Genomic DNA, 15,533 nt, shown 5'->3' on the forward strand with positions numbered 1-15,533 from the left:
GCTGGCGTCGCTGGCCGGGGCATTCTCACCGGAGGGGTGCATCAGACGGTGGCTGGCGTTGCCGCCGCGTTGCCAGTGGAACTGCACCTTGATGCGGGCGTCGCGGTCGGTGTGGATAGGGCCACCACTGCCCACCACCAGGGCCGTCTGGCTGCCGTGCACCGAGGGCCGTGGGGCCAGGCGGGCATCGGGCTGGGCCAGGTGGCGGGCCGAGCGGGGGTCGAAGAGGTCCACCGTGGGGGCCGTGCGCAGCGCCGCGGCGCCGAGCGTGCCCCAGCGCCCGGGGCCATCGCCTGCGGGCGCCTGGGCCATGCGCACGGGCGAGGCGGCCGGCTGCAGCAGCAGGGCGGCTTCGTGCAGGGGGCGCTCCAGCTCGGCCTGATCGGAGCTGGAGGGTTCGCCACGGCGCTCCGCGGCGTCCTGGGCGGCCTCCATGGCCAGTTGGCGGTCCAGTGCGCGCAGCCGGGCCCGGGCATCGGCCGAGAAGTTGTTGCGGGCGCGGTGCTGGCAGGCCAGGATGGCGAAGCGGTCGCGGCCGTCGTCGCTGCCGTCGTGCAGCGGGTGGTCCACCAGGGTGAAGGTGGTGCCTGCTTCGGCACGGCGCCAGGGGCCATGGGCCAGGGCGCGCTGCTGCAGGGCGCCCAGAGCTTCGGCCTGGACCCGGGCCAGGCGCTGACCCTGATCCAGGTCCTCGTAGGCATAGGCGCCGGGCACATCGGCCACGGCCAGCTCGGGCAGGGGGGCGCTTGCACCGTTGCTGCCCGTGTCGGCCTGCACCGGCCGGGACGACAGGCTGCGGTGGTCCCAGCTCTGCAGGGCCACGCGGGCACTGCTCACGCGCTGCAGGTCGCGCCAGTGGGTCAGGCTGTCCTCGCCCAGCGTGTGGTCGCTGGCGGTGAAGCGCACCTGGGACTGCCGGTTGGCGGCCAGGGCGGCGTTGTGGTCGGCCAGCACCAGGGTGTGGCCGCCCAGGGTGGTGCCGTCGGCATCGCCTGTGTGTTCCCACCAGGCCACCAGGCCTTCTTCACGCATCAGGCGCAGCACGAAGTCCAGGTCGCTCTCCTGGTACTGCAGGCACAGGCTGCGCCGCGGGTAGACGTTGCTGTCGGCCAGGTCCCAGCGCCAGGCCGGGGCCAGCGGCGTTTGATCGCCGTAGTCGCCCAGCACCTCGTCGATGATCTGCGGCACCGTCATGTCCTGGAACACGTAGCTGTCCACACGCCGGTCCAGCAGGGCCAGCCAGGGTTCGATGACCAGGCGGTAGCGGGCCAGGCCGCCGTCAGAGCCCATCAGGGCCGCGGCCACCACATGGCCGTGCCAGGGGCGCAGCTCGCTGCGGCTGTCCTGGCACAGCAGCTCCAGCAGGGCAGGCTGGCCGATGAGTTGCTTGAGTTCCAGGTGGGCGTCGGTGCTCAGCGCATGCACCACCAGGCGCAGGCCGGCGCGGGTGGGCCCCAGGTCCAGGCCAGGGATGTCGTCCGACAGGCTGGGGCCTTGCTGGGGGCCGATGCCTTCCCAGACGTGGACGTCCTCAGCGAACAGAGCATCGGTGCCCAGCACCGTGTGCAGGCGCAGCAGCCGGCTGTCTTGCGTCAGCCCGCCCAAAAAAGAGTACAGGCCGTGCTCAGCGCGGTGTCGATCAGGGTGTCAGCATCCATGGTGGGCGTTGTTTCTCATGGGTTCGGCCTCACTGCACCGTGTACTTGAAGTCGCCGTTCTTGGCGGCGCTCACCTTGATGCGGCGCACCGCCTCGCCCTCGGCCATGCGGGCCAGCACCTGGCCGGCGATCTCGGGCAGCAGGGTGCCGTTGAGGATGTGGTCCACATTGCGGGCACCGGTGTCCACCTCGGTGCAGCGGGCCAGCACGGCGTCCACCAGCTTGTCGTCGTAGACGAAGTCGGCCTGGTGGTGGGCGGCTACGCGGGTGGCGATCCGGTCGAGCTTGAGGCGGATGATGCGGTCCAGCGCGTCGTCCCCGATGGCGTAGTAGGGGATGACCTTCATGCGGCCCAGGAAGGCAGGCTTGAAGGTCTTGTACAGCACAGGCCGAAGGGCCTCGGCCAGGGCCTCCGGGTCGGGGTATTCGGCCGCCGGCTTGTTCATGCAGGCCTGCATGATCTGCGAGGAGCCGATGTTGCTGGTCAGGATGATCAGCGTGTTGCGGAAGTCGATTTCGCGGCCCTCGGCGTCGTCCATCACGCCCTTGTCGAAGACCTGGAAGAACATCTCCAGCACGTCCGGGTGGGCCTTTTCGACTTCGTCGAGCAGCACCACGCTGTAGGGTTGGCGGCGCACGGCCTCGGTCAGCACGCCGCCTTCGCCGTAGCCCACATAGCCCGGGGGCGAGCCCTTCAGGCCGGAGACGGAATGGGCCTCCTGGTACTCGCTCATGTTGATGGTGATGAGCTTCTTCTCGCCGCCGTAGAGCAGGTCGGCCAGGGCCAGGGCGGTTTCGGTCTTGCCCACGCCGCTGGGGCCGACGAACATGAACACGCCCTTGGGCTTGTTCGGGTCTTCCAGGTTGGCGCGGCTGGTGCGCACCCGCTGGGCGATGGCCGACAGCGCGTGGGACTGGCCGATGACGCGCGCCTCCAGCAGGGGCTGCAGGTTCAGCACGGTCTTCAGGTCGTCCTTGACCATCTTGCCCAGCGGGATGCCCGTCCAGGCGGCGACGATGGCGGCCACCACATTGCCGTCCACGTCCACCGGCACCAGCGGGGCCTCGCCCTGCAGCGCGCCCAGGGCGGCCAGCTTGTCGGGCAGCGGGGTGGCGGGCGGGGCCTGCTCGGTGTGGTCGCGGGCGGCGGCAGCCTCCAGGTCCTGGCGCAGCTGCTGCACCTCGCCCACCAGGGCCTTCTCGGCCTGGTGGCGCTGCAGCAGGGCGTCCAGTTCGGCCTGGCCGTTGTCGCGCTGGGTGCGCAGGGCGCTCAGACGGGCGGCATGGTCGCTGCCGCTGGCGGCCTCGCGCTGCAGTGCGGCGATCTCGGCGGCCAGCCGTTCGAGCCGCTTGCGCAGGTCGTCCACCGCGGCGGGCGTGGCGGCCTGTCCCAGGGCCACCTTGGCGCAGGCGGTGTCCAGCACGCTGATGGCCTTGTCGGGCAGTTGGCGGCCGGTGATGTAGCGGGCCGACAGGCGCACGGCCTCGGTGATGGCCTCGTCGCGGATGCGCACGCCGAAGTGCTTCTCCATCAGCGGGGCCATGCCGCGCAGCATCGCGGCGGCCAGCTCTTCGCTGGGCTCTTCCACCTTGATGACCTGGAAGCGGCGGGCCAGGGCGGCATCCTTCTCGAAGTACTTCTTGTACTCGCTCCAGGTGGTCGCGGCGACGGTGCGCAGCTCGCCGCGCGCCAGGGCGGGCTTGAGCAGGTTGGCGGCGTCGTTCTGTCCGGCCTGGCCGCCCGCGCCGATCATGGTGTGGGCTTCGTCGATGAACAGGATGATCGGATGCGGGCTCTTCTTGACCTCGTCGATCACGTTCTTCAGCCGGTTCTCGAACTCGCCCTTCACGCTGGCGCCGGCCTGCAGCAGGCCCAGGTCCAGCACGTGCAGGGCCACGCCCTGCAGCGGCGGCGGCACATCGCCCGCGGCGATGCGCAGGGCCAGGCCCTCCACCACGGCCGTCTTGCCCACGCCGGCTTCGCCGGTCAGGATGGGGTTGTTCTGGCGCCGGCGCATCAGGATGTCGATGGCCTGGCGGATCTCGGCGTCACGGCCGATCACCGGGTCGATCTTGCCGTCGCGGGCGCGCTGGGTCAGGTTGGTGGTGAACTGGTCCAGGGCCGGCGTGGCGCTCGGGCCTGCGCTGGCGGGCGTCTCGGCCGCTTCACTGTCGGTCGCGCCGGTGCTCGCGGTGCTTGGGCGGGCCTCATCCGAACCGGCGCTCACCGCGTCCAGCCGGTGCTTGAGGTCGTCGGCCTTCATCTGGCCGAAGCAGGGGCTGCTGCGCTGGGCCAGCTGGCTCAGCGTGGGTTCGGTCAGCAGGGCCAGCAGCAGGTGGGCGCTGCGGATGCGCGGGTCCAGCGTGTCCAGCGAGGCGATCAGCCAGGCCTGCTCCAACAGGGTCAGCAGGCGGGTGCCGAACACGGGGGTGCGGGTGTTGCCGTTGCGCAGGCGGGCCAGTTCGCGCTGCAGGTCGGCCTGCAGGGCCTCGGTGGCCACGCCCCAGCGGCGGCAGATCACCACCAGGTCGCTGCGCGGGTTCTCCAGCAAGGCCAGCAGCAGGTGCTCGATGTCCACCTCGTGGTGGCCATGGGACAGGGTGATCGAGGCGGCCCGCTCGGCGGCCTGGCGGCACACGGGGTCGAGCTTGGCGATCAGGGTCTTCAGATTGGTCATGGTGACGGTGGCTGCAATCGGTGGGCGTGTTCGGGGCTCAGGCCGCGTGGATGTCGTAGGCCGCTTCGGTGCGGTCCACCGGGCTGGGCTGGGAGAGCAGGTAGGTGTTCCAGCCGAGTTGGGCCGGGGTGTCGGCATCGCCGCCCAGGCGGGCGGGCTGCACATCGCGGGCGCGCAGGCACAGGTGGACTTCGTATTCCAGCGACAGGCCGGTGGCCAGGGTGAGTAGCTCCTTCAGGGCCACCGCGCCTGGCCCGCCGGGCAGGAAGCGGGCCTGCTGGGCGCGACTGAGGGGTCCCAGGGTCAGGCGCACGCGCAGATCGCGCTGCCACAGGCGCTCGCCCACCAGGGCGTCCTGGCCCAGCGTGACCGCACCCAGGCCCAGCCGGCTCTGGTTGGCAGCCTCCACCGGGAACCAGCGACCGGCAAAGGACCGCAGCTGCACCGGCACGCCGAAATAGTCGGCCAGCAGGCGCTGCAGCTGCGGTGCGCTGACCACGCGCTGCTGCAGGGCGCCGGCGTAGTGGGCCAGGGCATCGTCGGCCACGGCGCCCTGGCCGGGCTGCAGGCGGTTGGACAGGCCGGGCAGGCCCAGGCCGGCCAGGGCCAGCAGCAGGGGGCGGAAGGCATCGCCGGGGGCCGCTTCATGCTCCAGCGCCATGCGGTGCTTGCGCCAGGCAGCGTGCAGCAGCGAGACGGTGCGGTGCTGGAAGATGTCGAAGAAGGCACGGGCGGCGCCATCGCGGGCCTGGGTCTCGCGTGCCTGCACCTGCTCGGTGTAGGACAGCGGCAGGGTGCCGGTGACGCCCAGCAGGCCGACGAAGGCAGGGGTGATCTCGATGCGCCGCGGCGCATCGCCTTCTGCCGCGTCGGTCTTCAGCGCGGCAATCTCGCTGGCCGGGAAGGCCAGGGACAGCGAGTTGCGAAAGCGCAGCTCGGGGGCCGCGGGGGCGTCCGGCGCGGTGGGCTGGGCCTGCCAACGTTGCAACAGGCGCACGGCCTGGTGGAAGGCGAACGGCGACGGGTCCTGCAGCAGGCGCTGCACCGGGGCCTGTGGGGCCAGCCGCGCCGTGCCGGTCAGCGTGGAGGGTTCCTCGCGCTTCATGCCGGCCTCAGATCAGCGCCTGGTCACCGCTGCGGCGTGGGCAGCAGACCAGGACCTCGCCGCTGCGCTGGGACACCAGCTTCAGCTGCACGAAGGTGTTGAGATGGGCGTACAGGCCAAGGAAGCGGTCCAGCACCTGAGCGAACAGGTGCAGGCCGCCGCCGACGAAGGCCTGCTCGTTGACGGTCAGCCGCACCTCGGTGCCGCGCACGAAGGTGGCGAAGGGCTTGCCGGGCAGGCAGGCCTGGGCCAGGCGATAGTCCACCGCCACCAGGCCGTCAATGAGCCGCTCGTTGTGCGGACTGCGCGGCAGGTCATAGAGGCGCAGCACCTCCTTGAGCCCGTCCAGCCCGCTGGCGCTGAGCGTGAGGTGGTTGAGCGACAGGTGCGAGATCAGCCGCCACAGCGCGCCATGGTCGGCCTCGAAGCGCTGAGTCAGCGTGGGCCGGCGCAGCAGGCGGATCTCGCGCCAGGGGCCGCCCCCTTCGGCGAACAGGTCGCCGCCGGGTTGGCCGATGCTCATCTGGTGGGGCAGGTCGCGGTTGGTGGCACGCACATCGATGGACAGGGTGTCCGTCTGGGGCAGGGCCGGGTTGAACTGCAGGTCCACCAGGCCGATCTCGGTCTCATAGCCCGGGCTCTGGCCGGCCGACACCGGCTGGCGCTGGCTGTACCAGTAGCGTCCGGCGGCTTCGCCTTCGCGCAGCAGGTCGTCGTGCTGCAGCGAGTAGAAGGGCTTGAAGGTCTGGATGGACTCGCCCTCGGGGGTCTGGTGCACGCGGTAGACCTGGTCGATGGCATAGACCTCGTGGCCGAAGGCCCGGCGACCATCCGGCAGCACCGGATACAGCGTCTTGTCGTGGGTGATGCGGATCGGGTCGGCGCGGGTGGCGAACAGGTTGATGACCGGGGCGCAGCCCAGCACCAGGTTGCGCGCGCTCACCAGCTCCAGCAGGCGGTTCTCGTGGCTGTCGGGACGCAGGCCGGCCAGGGCGATGTGGACCGTCAGGCTGCGGCCGGCCTGCGCGCAGGCCGAGGCCGGCAGCGGCAGGTCCACGAAGTTGAACTTGTCCGCGAAGGCGAAGTACTCGGTGAGCAGGCGGTAGGCGGGGTGCGAGCGCTGGTCGAAGTCCACCAGGGCCTCGTCCTCGGCGAAGCCCACGGGCGCCAGGCGGGCCTCGCGCTCCCACAGCCAGGGGCCGTGGGCCTGGGTTTGGTAGAGCAGGGCCGCAGCCTTGTCGGACAGCGTTTCGCGCAGGGCGGTGACCAGCGAAGGGTCGCCATCCAGGTACAGCCGCAGCTGGTTCACGCCCAGGCCGGCGAAGCTGGCCTGCGGCGACAGCAGATCGAACTGCAGGGACAGCAGGGAGGTGGCGGTGGGCGGTATGGCGGTGCCGGCCGGCACGGCGGCGGTGGTCTGCAGCCGGGCCTGGCTGAGGCGCACCGGCAGCACCTGGGCCGGCGCCGTGGTCTGGAAGCGGCAGGTCACGCCCCGCAACGGCCGGCTGTGCAGGGCGGTGCCGCGCGGCAGGGTCTGGCCCTGGCTCATCTGCGCGGCCGTGGGGCCCAGTTCGAAGCAGGCGATCGAACAGGCGGGGAAGGGCCGCAGGTAGTGGGGGTAGAGCACCCCCAGCAGGGCTTCGGTGAACAGCGGGAAGTCGTCGTCCAGCCGCTTGTGGATGCGCGCACCCAGCAGCGCGAAGGACTGGATCATCCGCTCCACATGCGGATCCTGCAGCACCTCGCCGTTGACCGACAGGCGGCCGGCAATGCGCGGATACCGTTGGGCGAACTCGTCGGCCTGGGTTCTCAGGAAGGCCAGTTCCCGTTCGTAGTGGGGCAGAAGATCCTGCACGAGCGATCTCTCTGTTGCTTTGGGGGCGCTCAGTGGGCCCGCGCGTCGCGGCGGCTCACGGCGTAGTGGTTGGATCCGGGCTGCAGCATGGCGTCGAAGGCCACCGACTCGGTGCACGGGTCCAGGCGCAGCCGGGCGCGGATGGAAAAGCACAGACCAGCCCCCACCTGGGCGCTGGGCCGCACCTGCACCTCGACCTGGGTCAGCCGGGGCTCATGCACCTGCAGGGCTCGGCGGATGGCCTCGGTGATGCGCAGGCGGTCGCGGTCGCTGGCGACGTTCAGGGCGCTCAGGTCGGTGAGCCCGTAGGTCAACAACGAGCGGGCGGCCAGGGGATGTTCCGGCATGGCAGTGGCCTCGATGCCCGGCCGTGCGTTGAGCAGGGTTTCCAGGTCGCGGGCCACGGAATCGGTGATCTGCTGCACGGTCCAGCGCGGGCTGGTGGCCAGCGGAACGTCGCCTTCGGGCGAGCTCGCACGGTGCGATGGCGCGCGCGTGGGCGTGTCCAGGTCGGCGCCGAGCAGCTTGTCCATCAGCGAGGGGCTGAAGAGGTCCATGGCAGGCAGGGGATGTGAAGGCGTCGAAGCGGGAGTGAAACGGGCGGCCCTGGGGCCGCCCGTTCACACCGGGAGGGCAACCGTCGTGCGGATGCTCTCCCGGCCGTGGCCGCAGGGGATCAGACCGCGACGTTCTTGCGCAGGTCCCAACCCGCCACCCCGGTGGAGGTGGTCGAGCCGTCCGGACGGTGCTGCTTGTATTCCCAGGTGATCTTTCCGTACTTCAGGCCGAAGGTCTCGGCCGGCAGTTCGCCTTCCGAGATCACGGTCTGCACGGAGGAGACCACCACGTCTTCCAGCACGATCTTGTAGTAGTCCACACGCGACTGCGAGGTCGAGGTGGCGCTCTTGCCGCCGTAGGCGCGGTAGAAGGTGATGGTGACCTTGGGGTACACGGTACCGGCCGAGCAGGCGCGGTTCAGCTTGGACGTGGCCTTGTCGATGTCCTTGGTGAAGACCATTTCGCCGTGCTCGGTGCGCTCGGCGGTGTGGCCGCCGGCGGACGAGGCGCTGGACGACTTGGGTTGGCGCACGTAGTGCTGGAACGAGGAGACCTCGATTTCCTTGACGTGCTTCTGGTCGGTACTGTCGCCTTCCAGTTCGCTGGCGCCTTCGAACTTGACGTAGATGTCCTTCATGGTTGTTGTCGCTCCTTGTGATGACAGCGGTTGTGTTTAGCCCTTCTGGGACTGCGGCAGCTCGGCGACGAGACGAAGGGACACGGAAAGCTCGTCGAGCTGGAAATGCGGCCGGATGAACGACACGGCGCGGTAGGTGCCGGGGCGACCGGGCACTTCGGAGACCTGGATGCTGGCTTCGCGCAGCGGATAGGTGGCCTTGGTCTCCTGGGTGGCGTTGTCGTCCTCCACCACGTACTGGCGGATCCAGCGGCTGAGGAATTCCTCGATGTTGGCCGCCGAGGCGAAGCTGCCCACCTTGTCGCGCATCATGGCCTTCAGATAGTGGGCGATGCGGCAGACGCTGAACATGTACTGCAGCTGGGCCGACAGCACCGCGTTGGCGTTGGCGGCATCGCTGTCGTACTTCTTGGCGCGCTGGGCCGACTGGGTGCCGAAGAAGGCGGCGTAGTCGGTGTTCTTGCAGTGCACCAGGGGGATGAAGCCCAGGTCGCTGAGTTCCTTCTCCCGCCGGTCGGTGATGGCAATCTCGGTGGGGCACTTCAGCGCGATCTCACCTTCGTCGGTCTTGAAGGTGTGGGTCGGCAGGTCCTCGACCAGGCCACCACCCTCGACGCCCCGGATGGCCGCGCACCAGCCGTAGTTCTCGAAGGCGGCCGTCAGGCGCGCGCCCATCGCGTAGGCGGCGTTGACCCACAGGTACTTGCTGTGGTCGGAGCCGTCGACGTCCTCGACGAAGTTGAAGCCCTCGGTGGCGGTGCCGTCTTTGGGGTTGAAGGGCAGGCGGCCGAGGAAACGCGGTACGGTCAGGCCCACGTAGCGCGAGTCTTCGGAATCACGGAAGGAGCGCCACTTGGCGTAGTCCACCGTGTCGAAGACTTTGGCCAGATCACGCGGCTTGCCCAGGTCGGTGTAGGTCTCCAGGCCGAACAGCTCTGGCGAGGCCGCCGAGATGAAGGGCGCGTGGGCCGCGGCGGCCACGTGCGACATCTGTTCGATGAAGTACATGTCCTCGGGCTGGCGCGAGATGTCGAAGTCGCCGATCAGCGTGCCGAAGGGGGCGCCGCCGAAGGTGCCGAACTCTTCCTCGTAGACCTTCTTGAACAGCGCGCTCTGGTCGAAGTCGATCGCGGTCTTGAAGTCCTTGATCAGCTCCTTCTTGGTGGCGTTGAAGACCTGGATCTTCATGCCGGCGCTGGTGGAGGTGTGGCGGCACAGGTAGTGCAGGCCGGTCCAGGTGGACTCCAGCTTCTGGAAGGCCGGGTGGTGCATGATCTCGCTGAGTTGGGCGGAGATCAGCGCGTCCAGTTCGGCCACGCGGGCATCCAGGGTGACGCTGAGGTTGTCCGACACCGTGACGGTGCCGGCCATGACTTCGCGCACGAGTTCCGAGATGATGTCCTTGGCGCGGGCGTGCTCGACGTCCGAGCGCGCCACCTTGCTCTGGGCGACGATCTGGTCGAGCAGCGGGCTGGCTTCGGTGGTGGTCGCGCCGGCCGCGGCGGAGCTGAGGAGGGCTTCGCTCATGGTCACTCCTTGTCGGTCGGGGTGGCTTCGGCGCCCAGTTGCTGCAGCTTCTCGGTGCTGGAGAGCACCTCGGTCAGCAGATCGTCGAGCTTCTCGTTGCCGGCCAGCTTGTTGCGCAGGTCGGACAGCTTGGTACGCGCTTCCAGCAGGCGGCGCAGCGGCTCGACCTGCTGGACGATGGATTCGGGCCGGAAGTCCTCCATGGACTTGAATTCCAGGTTCACGCCGAACTCGCCACCTTCGGGGCTGAGCTTGTTCTTGGCGCGGAACGTGGTCTTGGGGGCCATGCCCGCCATCACATCGTCGAAGTTGTCGAGATCGACGTTGACGAACTTGCGGTCCTTCAGCTTGGGCAGGGGCTTGTCCGGGTCGGCCTGACCGGAGAACTCGCCCAGCACGCCGACCACGAAGGGCAGCTCCTTCTGCTCGATCGCATCGCCGACCTGCACGTCATAGCTGAGCTGTACCCGAGGGGGGCGAACCTTCTCAAGCCGCTTCTGAACACTGTCCTTCTTGGCCATGGGCTTTCCTTTGCTTGCGTGGGGTGGTGCGGCTCACTTGAGCTTGTCGAGCGGGTTGCCACCCGCGGTGGCGGCCGGGGCCGGATGGGGGGCTGCCGGTGCGGCGGTGGCCGCTGGCGCCGTGGCGGGGCGCCGCTTGGGCACCACCTTGGGCTTGGGCGGCTCGCTGCCGGGCGGCACGATGGGCAGCAGGGCGGTCTCGCCCAGCGTTTCACGCAGAGACCGGGTCACGGCCAGGGCTTCCTCGCGGGAACCCACGGGGTATTCGGCGTCCTTGCGCAGGGCCTTCAGGGAGCCGGCGGTGATGCGCAGGCCGCTGACGGCCAGCAGGCTGTTGGCGGTGTTGTCCTGCGGATCACGTTCCAGGGCCTCCTGGCCGGCCAGCACCGCGTTGCCGTAGTCGCCCGCGGCGAAGTAGTCTTCGGCCAGCTTCAGCCAGGGGGTCTTGTCGGTCGGGTAGGCCTTGGCTGCGTCGCGGTAGAAGCCACGCGCCTTCTCGCGCTGTCCGTCAGCCTGCGCCTGGCTGGCCTGGGCGAGGTAGGACTCCAGCGTCGGGGCGACAGGGGCGGCGGTGGGGGCTGGGGTGTTGGGGGTTGCGCAGGCAGTGAGCAGGGCGCAGACGATGGCGCCCAAGGCCAGGGAGGCGTGCCGGGGGGAAATGCGCGTCGCGGGCTTCATTTGTAACTCCATGAAATTCGAAACCATTTGTGTTCCGCGTCGGTGCCGGTATTTCGGCAGGCGGACTATAGGAGGTCTGTAAATTCGGTCAAACCTCCTTTTGGGGGATCTAGCCGGGCTGCCGCAAGAGCACCTCAGGCGATAGACTGCCGGCATGGCATGTCGGGTGCCAGGATATTTCTTGAGTCATGGAAACTCGTCTATGTTGAGGATGCGCGCAAGCCTGGGAGTGTGTTTGGCCCATGTCCCCGAAGGGATTCTCTCCACGGCGGGACAGTGGTGGTCCGGCTTGCGCCGATGGGGCGCGCTGAGCCTGATCTCCCTCGTGAACGTGGCCTGCAGCACCCCGGGAGGCGCATCCTCGCAACCGGGTGTCCTCGATTCGGCGTTACAAATGGTCGGATTGCAGAGGGTTTCGTTACAAACTCCTGATGTCAGCAATGTTCCCACTTTGCAAAAGACACCCAAAACGTTACGAGTCGTGATTCGTCTGCATGCCGGAGACTTGTTAAATTCAGATACAAGTGGTCATTCCCTCCCGGTCGTCGCAAGGATTTACGAGTTGAAGGACCGAGAGGCATTCGAGCGAGCGCCGGCCACGGCGTTCGAGCTGGACAAGAATCGCCTGCCCCTTGAGTTGTCCGATGCCTTGCTGGGTTCTCGGGAAGTGGTCTTAACGCCAGGGCAACGCTACGAGGTCACCGAGACCCTGCCTGAGGGCACGCGCTACATCGGCGTCCTGGCCCTGTTCAGGGCCCCGGCTGAAGGTCGGTGGCGTCATGTCTTCGATGCGCAGGCAGCCGCCGAGACCGGCCTGACCTTGGGGGTTCACGCCTGTGCCCTCAGTGTGGCCAGTGGCCAGGCCCTGGATGTGGCGCCGGAGCTGACCCGTCTGGCCGGCGTGCAGTGTTCTTGAGATCGGCCCTTGTTGTGGATGGGATGTTGTTGTGATCCGTGCTTCCAAGTTGCTCTGGGGAGAGGGCCTGTTCCTGCGCCCCCAGCATTTCCAGCGTCAGGACGCCTACCATGAGTGGCGGTTGGCAGAGACCGCTCAGGCCCTGAGTCCGTTTGCCTGGGGGGTCCGGCGCTGCCAGGTGGATGCGGATGCCCTGGCCCACGGCGTGCTGCGTCTGCAGGAGATCCATGCGCTGCTGCCGGACGGGGATTTCTGTACCGCGCCGGCCGATGACGAACTGCCGCCGCCGGTGTCCTTGTCGGGCTGGCCCGCGGGGCAGTCCGAGTGCACCTACCACCTGGCCCTGGCACCGCTGCGTGCCACCGGCAGCAACAGCTGTGATGGACAGGAAGCCGGACCCAGCGCCGCCCGTTACCAACTGCGCCACGACCCCGCCACCGACTGGTTCACCGGCGCGGTGGAGGCCGAGGTGACCACCCTGCACCGGCGCCTGCGCCTGGTGGCCGACACCGAGGCCCGGGACCACCTCACCTCGCTGCCGCTGCTGCGCGTGCGTCGCACCGGCACCGGTTCCTTCGAGCTGGATCCGGCCTTCGCGCCGCCGGTGCTGTCGATCAGCGCATCGCCCCTGCTGATGGGGCTGCTGCGCCGCACGCTGGACATGCTCCAGGCCAAGGTGGATGCGCTCTACGGCGTTCACCGCGAGCCCTCCAAGCATGTGATCGAGTTCCGCTCGGGCGACATCGCCTCGTTCTGGTTGCTGCACACCTGCAGCAGCGCCTATGCCGGCCTGTCCCACCTGTTTCACCATCCGGGCCTGCACCCGGAGCGCCTGTTCGAGCGCCTGCTGGATCTGGCCGGGGCGCTGATGACCTTCTCGCGCAGCCACGGCCTGACGGACCTGCCGGCCTACGACCACAGCGCGCCCGCACAGGCCTTCGCCCGGCTGGACGGCATCATCCGCGACCTGTTGGAGACGGTGATCTCCACCCGCTACTTCGCCATCGCGCTCAACGAGCTGCGCCCCTCGTATTTCGCCGGCCGGCTGGACTCCCAGAAGATCGGCGACAGCACCCGCCTGTACCTGGGCGTGCAGGCCGGGCTGCCACCGTCGGAGCTGGTGGAGGTGATCCCGCAGCGCCTGAAGGTGGGCGCCCCCGACGATGTCGAAAAGGTCGTGCTCACTGCCACTGCCGGCGTGCGCCTGACCCATCTGCCGCAGGTGCCGGTCGCCATTCCGGTGCGCCCGGGGGCCTACTACTTCGCCCTTGAGCCCCGCGGGCCGCTGTATGACCGCATGCTGCAGGCCCGCAGCCTGTGCATCTACGCCCCCAGCAATCTGCCGGATCTGCAGATGGAGCTCATCGCCCTGAACGGCGAGGCCTGACCCTCACGAACCCCCTGATTCCCATGAGCACAGCCCCCTCTCTCTTCGCCCAGCCTGTCAGCTCGGGTGCGGCCACGGTGCCCACCGCGGTGGCTTCCGAGCCGCGCTCGCTGATGGACCTGTTCTATCCTGGCTTCTACATGGTCTTCCTGCTCAAGAACGGGCAGTTGCCAACCCAGGCCGGCCCCTTCCGCGAGCGTGTCAAGGAACTGCTGCTGCAGGTGGACCGCGGCGCCAAGCGCCTGGGCCTGGATTCCGCCGACGTCTACCAGGCCAAGTTCGCCTTCTGCGGCCTGCTGGACGAGATCCTGCTCACCAGCAGTGGTGCGGTGCGCGAGGACTGGATGCTCAACCCGCTGCAACTGGAGTTGTTCGGCGAGCACATGGCGGGCGAGCGCTTCTTCGAGCGGTTGGAAGAACTCCGGCGCGAGGGCACCGTGCGACTGCAGGCCCTGGAGGTGTTCCACATGTGCCTGCTGCTGGGTTTCCAGGGCAAGTACGCGCTGGAAGGCACCGAGAAGCTCGGCTACCTGACGGCGCGTGTCGGTGACGAGATCCTGCATCTGCAGGGTCGGCGCAGTGCCTTCGCCCCCCATTGGGCACCGCCAGACCAGATCCAGCACAGGCTGCGTTCGGAGGTGCCCCTGTGGGTCATGGGCAGCGTCTTTGCCCTGCTGGGCCTGGTGGCCTTCCTGGGCCTGCGCTACCAGTTGCACACCGGCACCGAGGCCGCCCTGGCCCGCTATGCGGACGTGGTGAAGCTGGCGCCGCAGTCGGCCTGGTTCACGCTGACCCTGCCTTGACCGCGGCCCGATCCGCCGGGCTGGGGCGGGTGTCCATCACCACACCCTGGTTGCGGCCCAGGCGCTTGGCCTCGTAGAGCACCAGATCGGCCGTGTGGATGGCGCTGTCCACCGTGTGTTCCCGGGCGGGCACCACCGCCGCGCCCAGGCTGATCTGCGCCGACAGGCCTTGCCCGTCCGGCAAGGTCAGCTGCTGCGCTGCCACCAGGCTGGGCAGGCGCCCGGCCAGGCTGTGAACACCCTCGACACCGGCCAGCACCACGACGAATTCGTCCCCGCCCATTCGGGCGAACAGGTCATCCGACCGCAGATGCTGGCCCACCACGTCGGCGATGAGGCGCAACACGCAGTCACCCAGAGCATGGCCGTGGTTGTCGTTGATGTCCTTGAAATGATCCACGTCGAACACCAGCAAGGCCAGTCCAGCGTTCTGCTCCGTGGCACGCCGCAGGCGCAAGCTGAGCTGTGACTCCAGGCTGCGTCGGTTCAGCAGGCCGGTGAGGGGGTCGGTCTCCGCCTGCTGGCGCAGCTGCCGCTCCAGGGTCCGGCGCTCGGTGATGTCGAACATGGCCCCGGCCTGGCCGGCTGGCTGCCCCTGGGCATCGTGGAACACGGCCTTGTGGAACAGCACGTCCCGCAGATGGCCATCGGCCCACCGCACTTGGGACTCGTAGATCTGCCGCCCTCCGGCAGCCAGCAGGGACCGGTCGGCCGCGTCGTACACCTGGGCCAGTTCAGACGGTGCGACGTCGTAGACCGTGTGCCCCACCACCCGGTGCCGGGGCAGGCCGATGTACTGCAGGAAGGCCTGGTTGCATTCGGTGTAGACGCCCTCGGCGTCCTTCACGAAGATGGGCGCGGGGATGTTGTTCAGGCTGGCCCGCAGGGCGCGGAGTTCCTGCTGGCGGTGACGCAGCACGACACCGAGGCCGCCGTGCGACTGATGCCTCGCCAGGGCGCGTTCGAACTGTCTGCCGTGCCGCTCGGTCTGATGAGGCCAGAGCACATCGTCCACCCCGGCCTGCCAGGCCAGGTTCTCCAGATCGCAGGCCGCGCGCTCGTCCGATCCGGCTGGCGTGTCGGGCCACCACAGCACGGGGGCGTCTCGCCATTCCTGGTCGATGAGCCATTGCAGCTGCTCGCTCAGTGCTTGGGCAGGGCAGGCCAGCAGCCACAGGCGCGCCGAGTCCGGAGCTCGGCCAACTCGCCC

At 68.8% G+C, this 15,533-nt stretch carries 13 protein-coding genes; 3 read left to right on the forward strand and 10 right to left on the reverse strand.

Annotated features, from left to right (window positions below; translation table 11 throughout):
* From I73_RS08920 to I73_RS27000, 9 genes are all read right to left on the reverse strand, one after another.
* Positions 1–1,605 (reverse strand): type VI secretion system Vgr family protein (locus I73_RS08920; protein WP_022980293.1); only part of this gene is annotated, 1,605 nt, incomplete at its 3' end.
* A gap of 82 nt (positions 1,606–1,687) precedes the next feature.
* Positions 1,688–4,336: a type VI secretion system ATPase TssH gene (gene tssH, locus I73_RS08925; protein WP_022980294.1), complete on the reverse strand. Its 2,649-nt coding sequence runs from the start codon at positions 4,334–4,336 to the stop codon at positions 1,688–1,690.
* Between the two features lie 37 nt (positions 4,337–4,373).
* Complete coding sequence (gene tssG, locus I73_RS08930; protein WP_022980295.1) at positions 4,374–5,441, reverse strand: type VI secretion system baseplate subunit TssG; 1,068 nt, start codon at positions 5,439–5,441, stop codon at positions 4,374–4,376.
* 7 nt (positions 5,442–5,448) lie between these two features.
* Positions 5,449–7,296 carry a type VI secretion system baseplate subunit TssF gene (tssF, locus tag I73_RS08935; protein WP_022980296.1) on the reverse strand — a complete coding sequence of 616 codons (1,848 nt, stop codon included), beginning with the start codon at positions 7,294–7,296 and terminating at the stop codon, positions 5,449–5,451.
* 29 nt (positions 7,297–7,325) lie between these two features.
* Positions 7,326–7,853, reverse strand: coding sequence for a type VI secretion system baseplate subunit TssE (gene tssE / locus I73_RS08940; protein WP_022980297.1), 528 nt, complete (start codon positions 7,851–7,853; stop codon positions 7,326–7,328).
* Between the two features lie 119 nt (positions 7,854–7,972).
* Positions 7,973–8,491: a type VI secretion system tube protein Hcp gene (locus tag I73_RS08945; protein WP_022980298.1), complete on the reverse strand. Its 519-nt coding sequence runs from the start codon at positions 8,489–8,491 to the stop codon at positions 7,973–7,975.
* A gap of 36 nt (positions 8,492–8,527) precedes the next feature.
* Positions 8,528–10,018 (reverse strand): type VI secretion system contractile sheath large subunit, encoded by a 1,491-nt coding sequence (tssC, locus tag I73_RS08950; protein WP_022980299.1) that lies wholly within the window; start codon positions 10,016–10,018, stop codon positions 8,528–8,530.
* Between the two features lie 2 nt (positions 10,019–10,020).
* The gene (tssB, locus tag I73_RS08955; protein WP_022980300.1) at positions 10,021–10,539 is read right to left on the reverse strand and encodes a type VI secretion system contractile sheath small subunit; all 519 of its coding nucleotides are present in this window, start codon (positions 10,537–10,539) and stop codon (positions 10,021–10,023) included.
* Positions 10,540–10,572: 33 nt separating this feature from the next.
* Positions 10,573–11,217 carry a M48 family metallopeptidase gene (locus I73_RS27000; RefSeq protein ID WP_022980301.1) on the reverse strand — a complete coding sequence of 215 codons (645 nt, stop codon included), beginning with the start codon at positions 11,215–11,217 and terminating at the stop codon, positions 10,573–10,575.
* Positions 11,218–11,452: 235 nt separating this feature from the next.
* On the opposite strand from I73_RS27000, the gene tssJ reads away from it, so the two are divergent.
* From tssJ to I73_RS08975, 3 genes are read left to right on the forward strand one after another with little or no spacing between them, the layout of a single operon-like run.
* The gene (tssJ, locus tag I73_RS31545; protein ID WP_159105868.1) at positions 11,453–12,133 is read left to right on the forward strand and encodes a type VI secretion system lipoprotein TssJ; all 681 of its coding nucleotides are present in this window, start codon (positions 11,453–11,455) and stop codon (positions 12,131–12,133) included.
* A gap of 31 nt (positions 12,134–12,164) precedes the next feature.
* On the forward strand, positions 12,165–13,520 hold the full coding sequence (gene tssK, locus I73_RS08970) for a type VI secretion system baseplate subunit TssK (protein ID WP_022980303.1): 1,356 nt from the start codon (positions 12,165–12,167) through the stop codon (positions 13,518–13,520).
* A gap of 23 nt (positions 13,521–13,543) precedes the next feature.
* Entirely contained in the window at positions 13,544–14,323 is a 780-nt protein-coding gene (locus I73_RS08975; protein WP_022980304.1) for a DotU family type IV/VI secretion system protein, read from the forward strand.
* On the opposite strand, the gene I73_RS27010 is transcribed toward I73_RS08975, so the two are convergent.
* Positions 14,304–15,533: GGDEF domain-containing protein (locus tag I73_RS27010; protein WP_022980305.1), on the reverse strand; the 1,230-nt coding region annotated here is incomplete at its 5' end. The two genes, I73_RS08975 and I73_RS27010, sit on opposite strands and share 20 nt — an antisense overlap.

The organism is Ideonella sp. B508-1, assembly GCF_000333615.1.
Taxonomy (GTDB): Bacteria; Pseudomonadota; Gammaproteobacteria; order Burkholderiales; family Burkholderiaceae_C; genus Ideonella.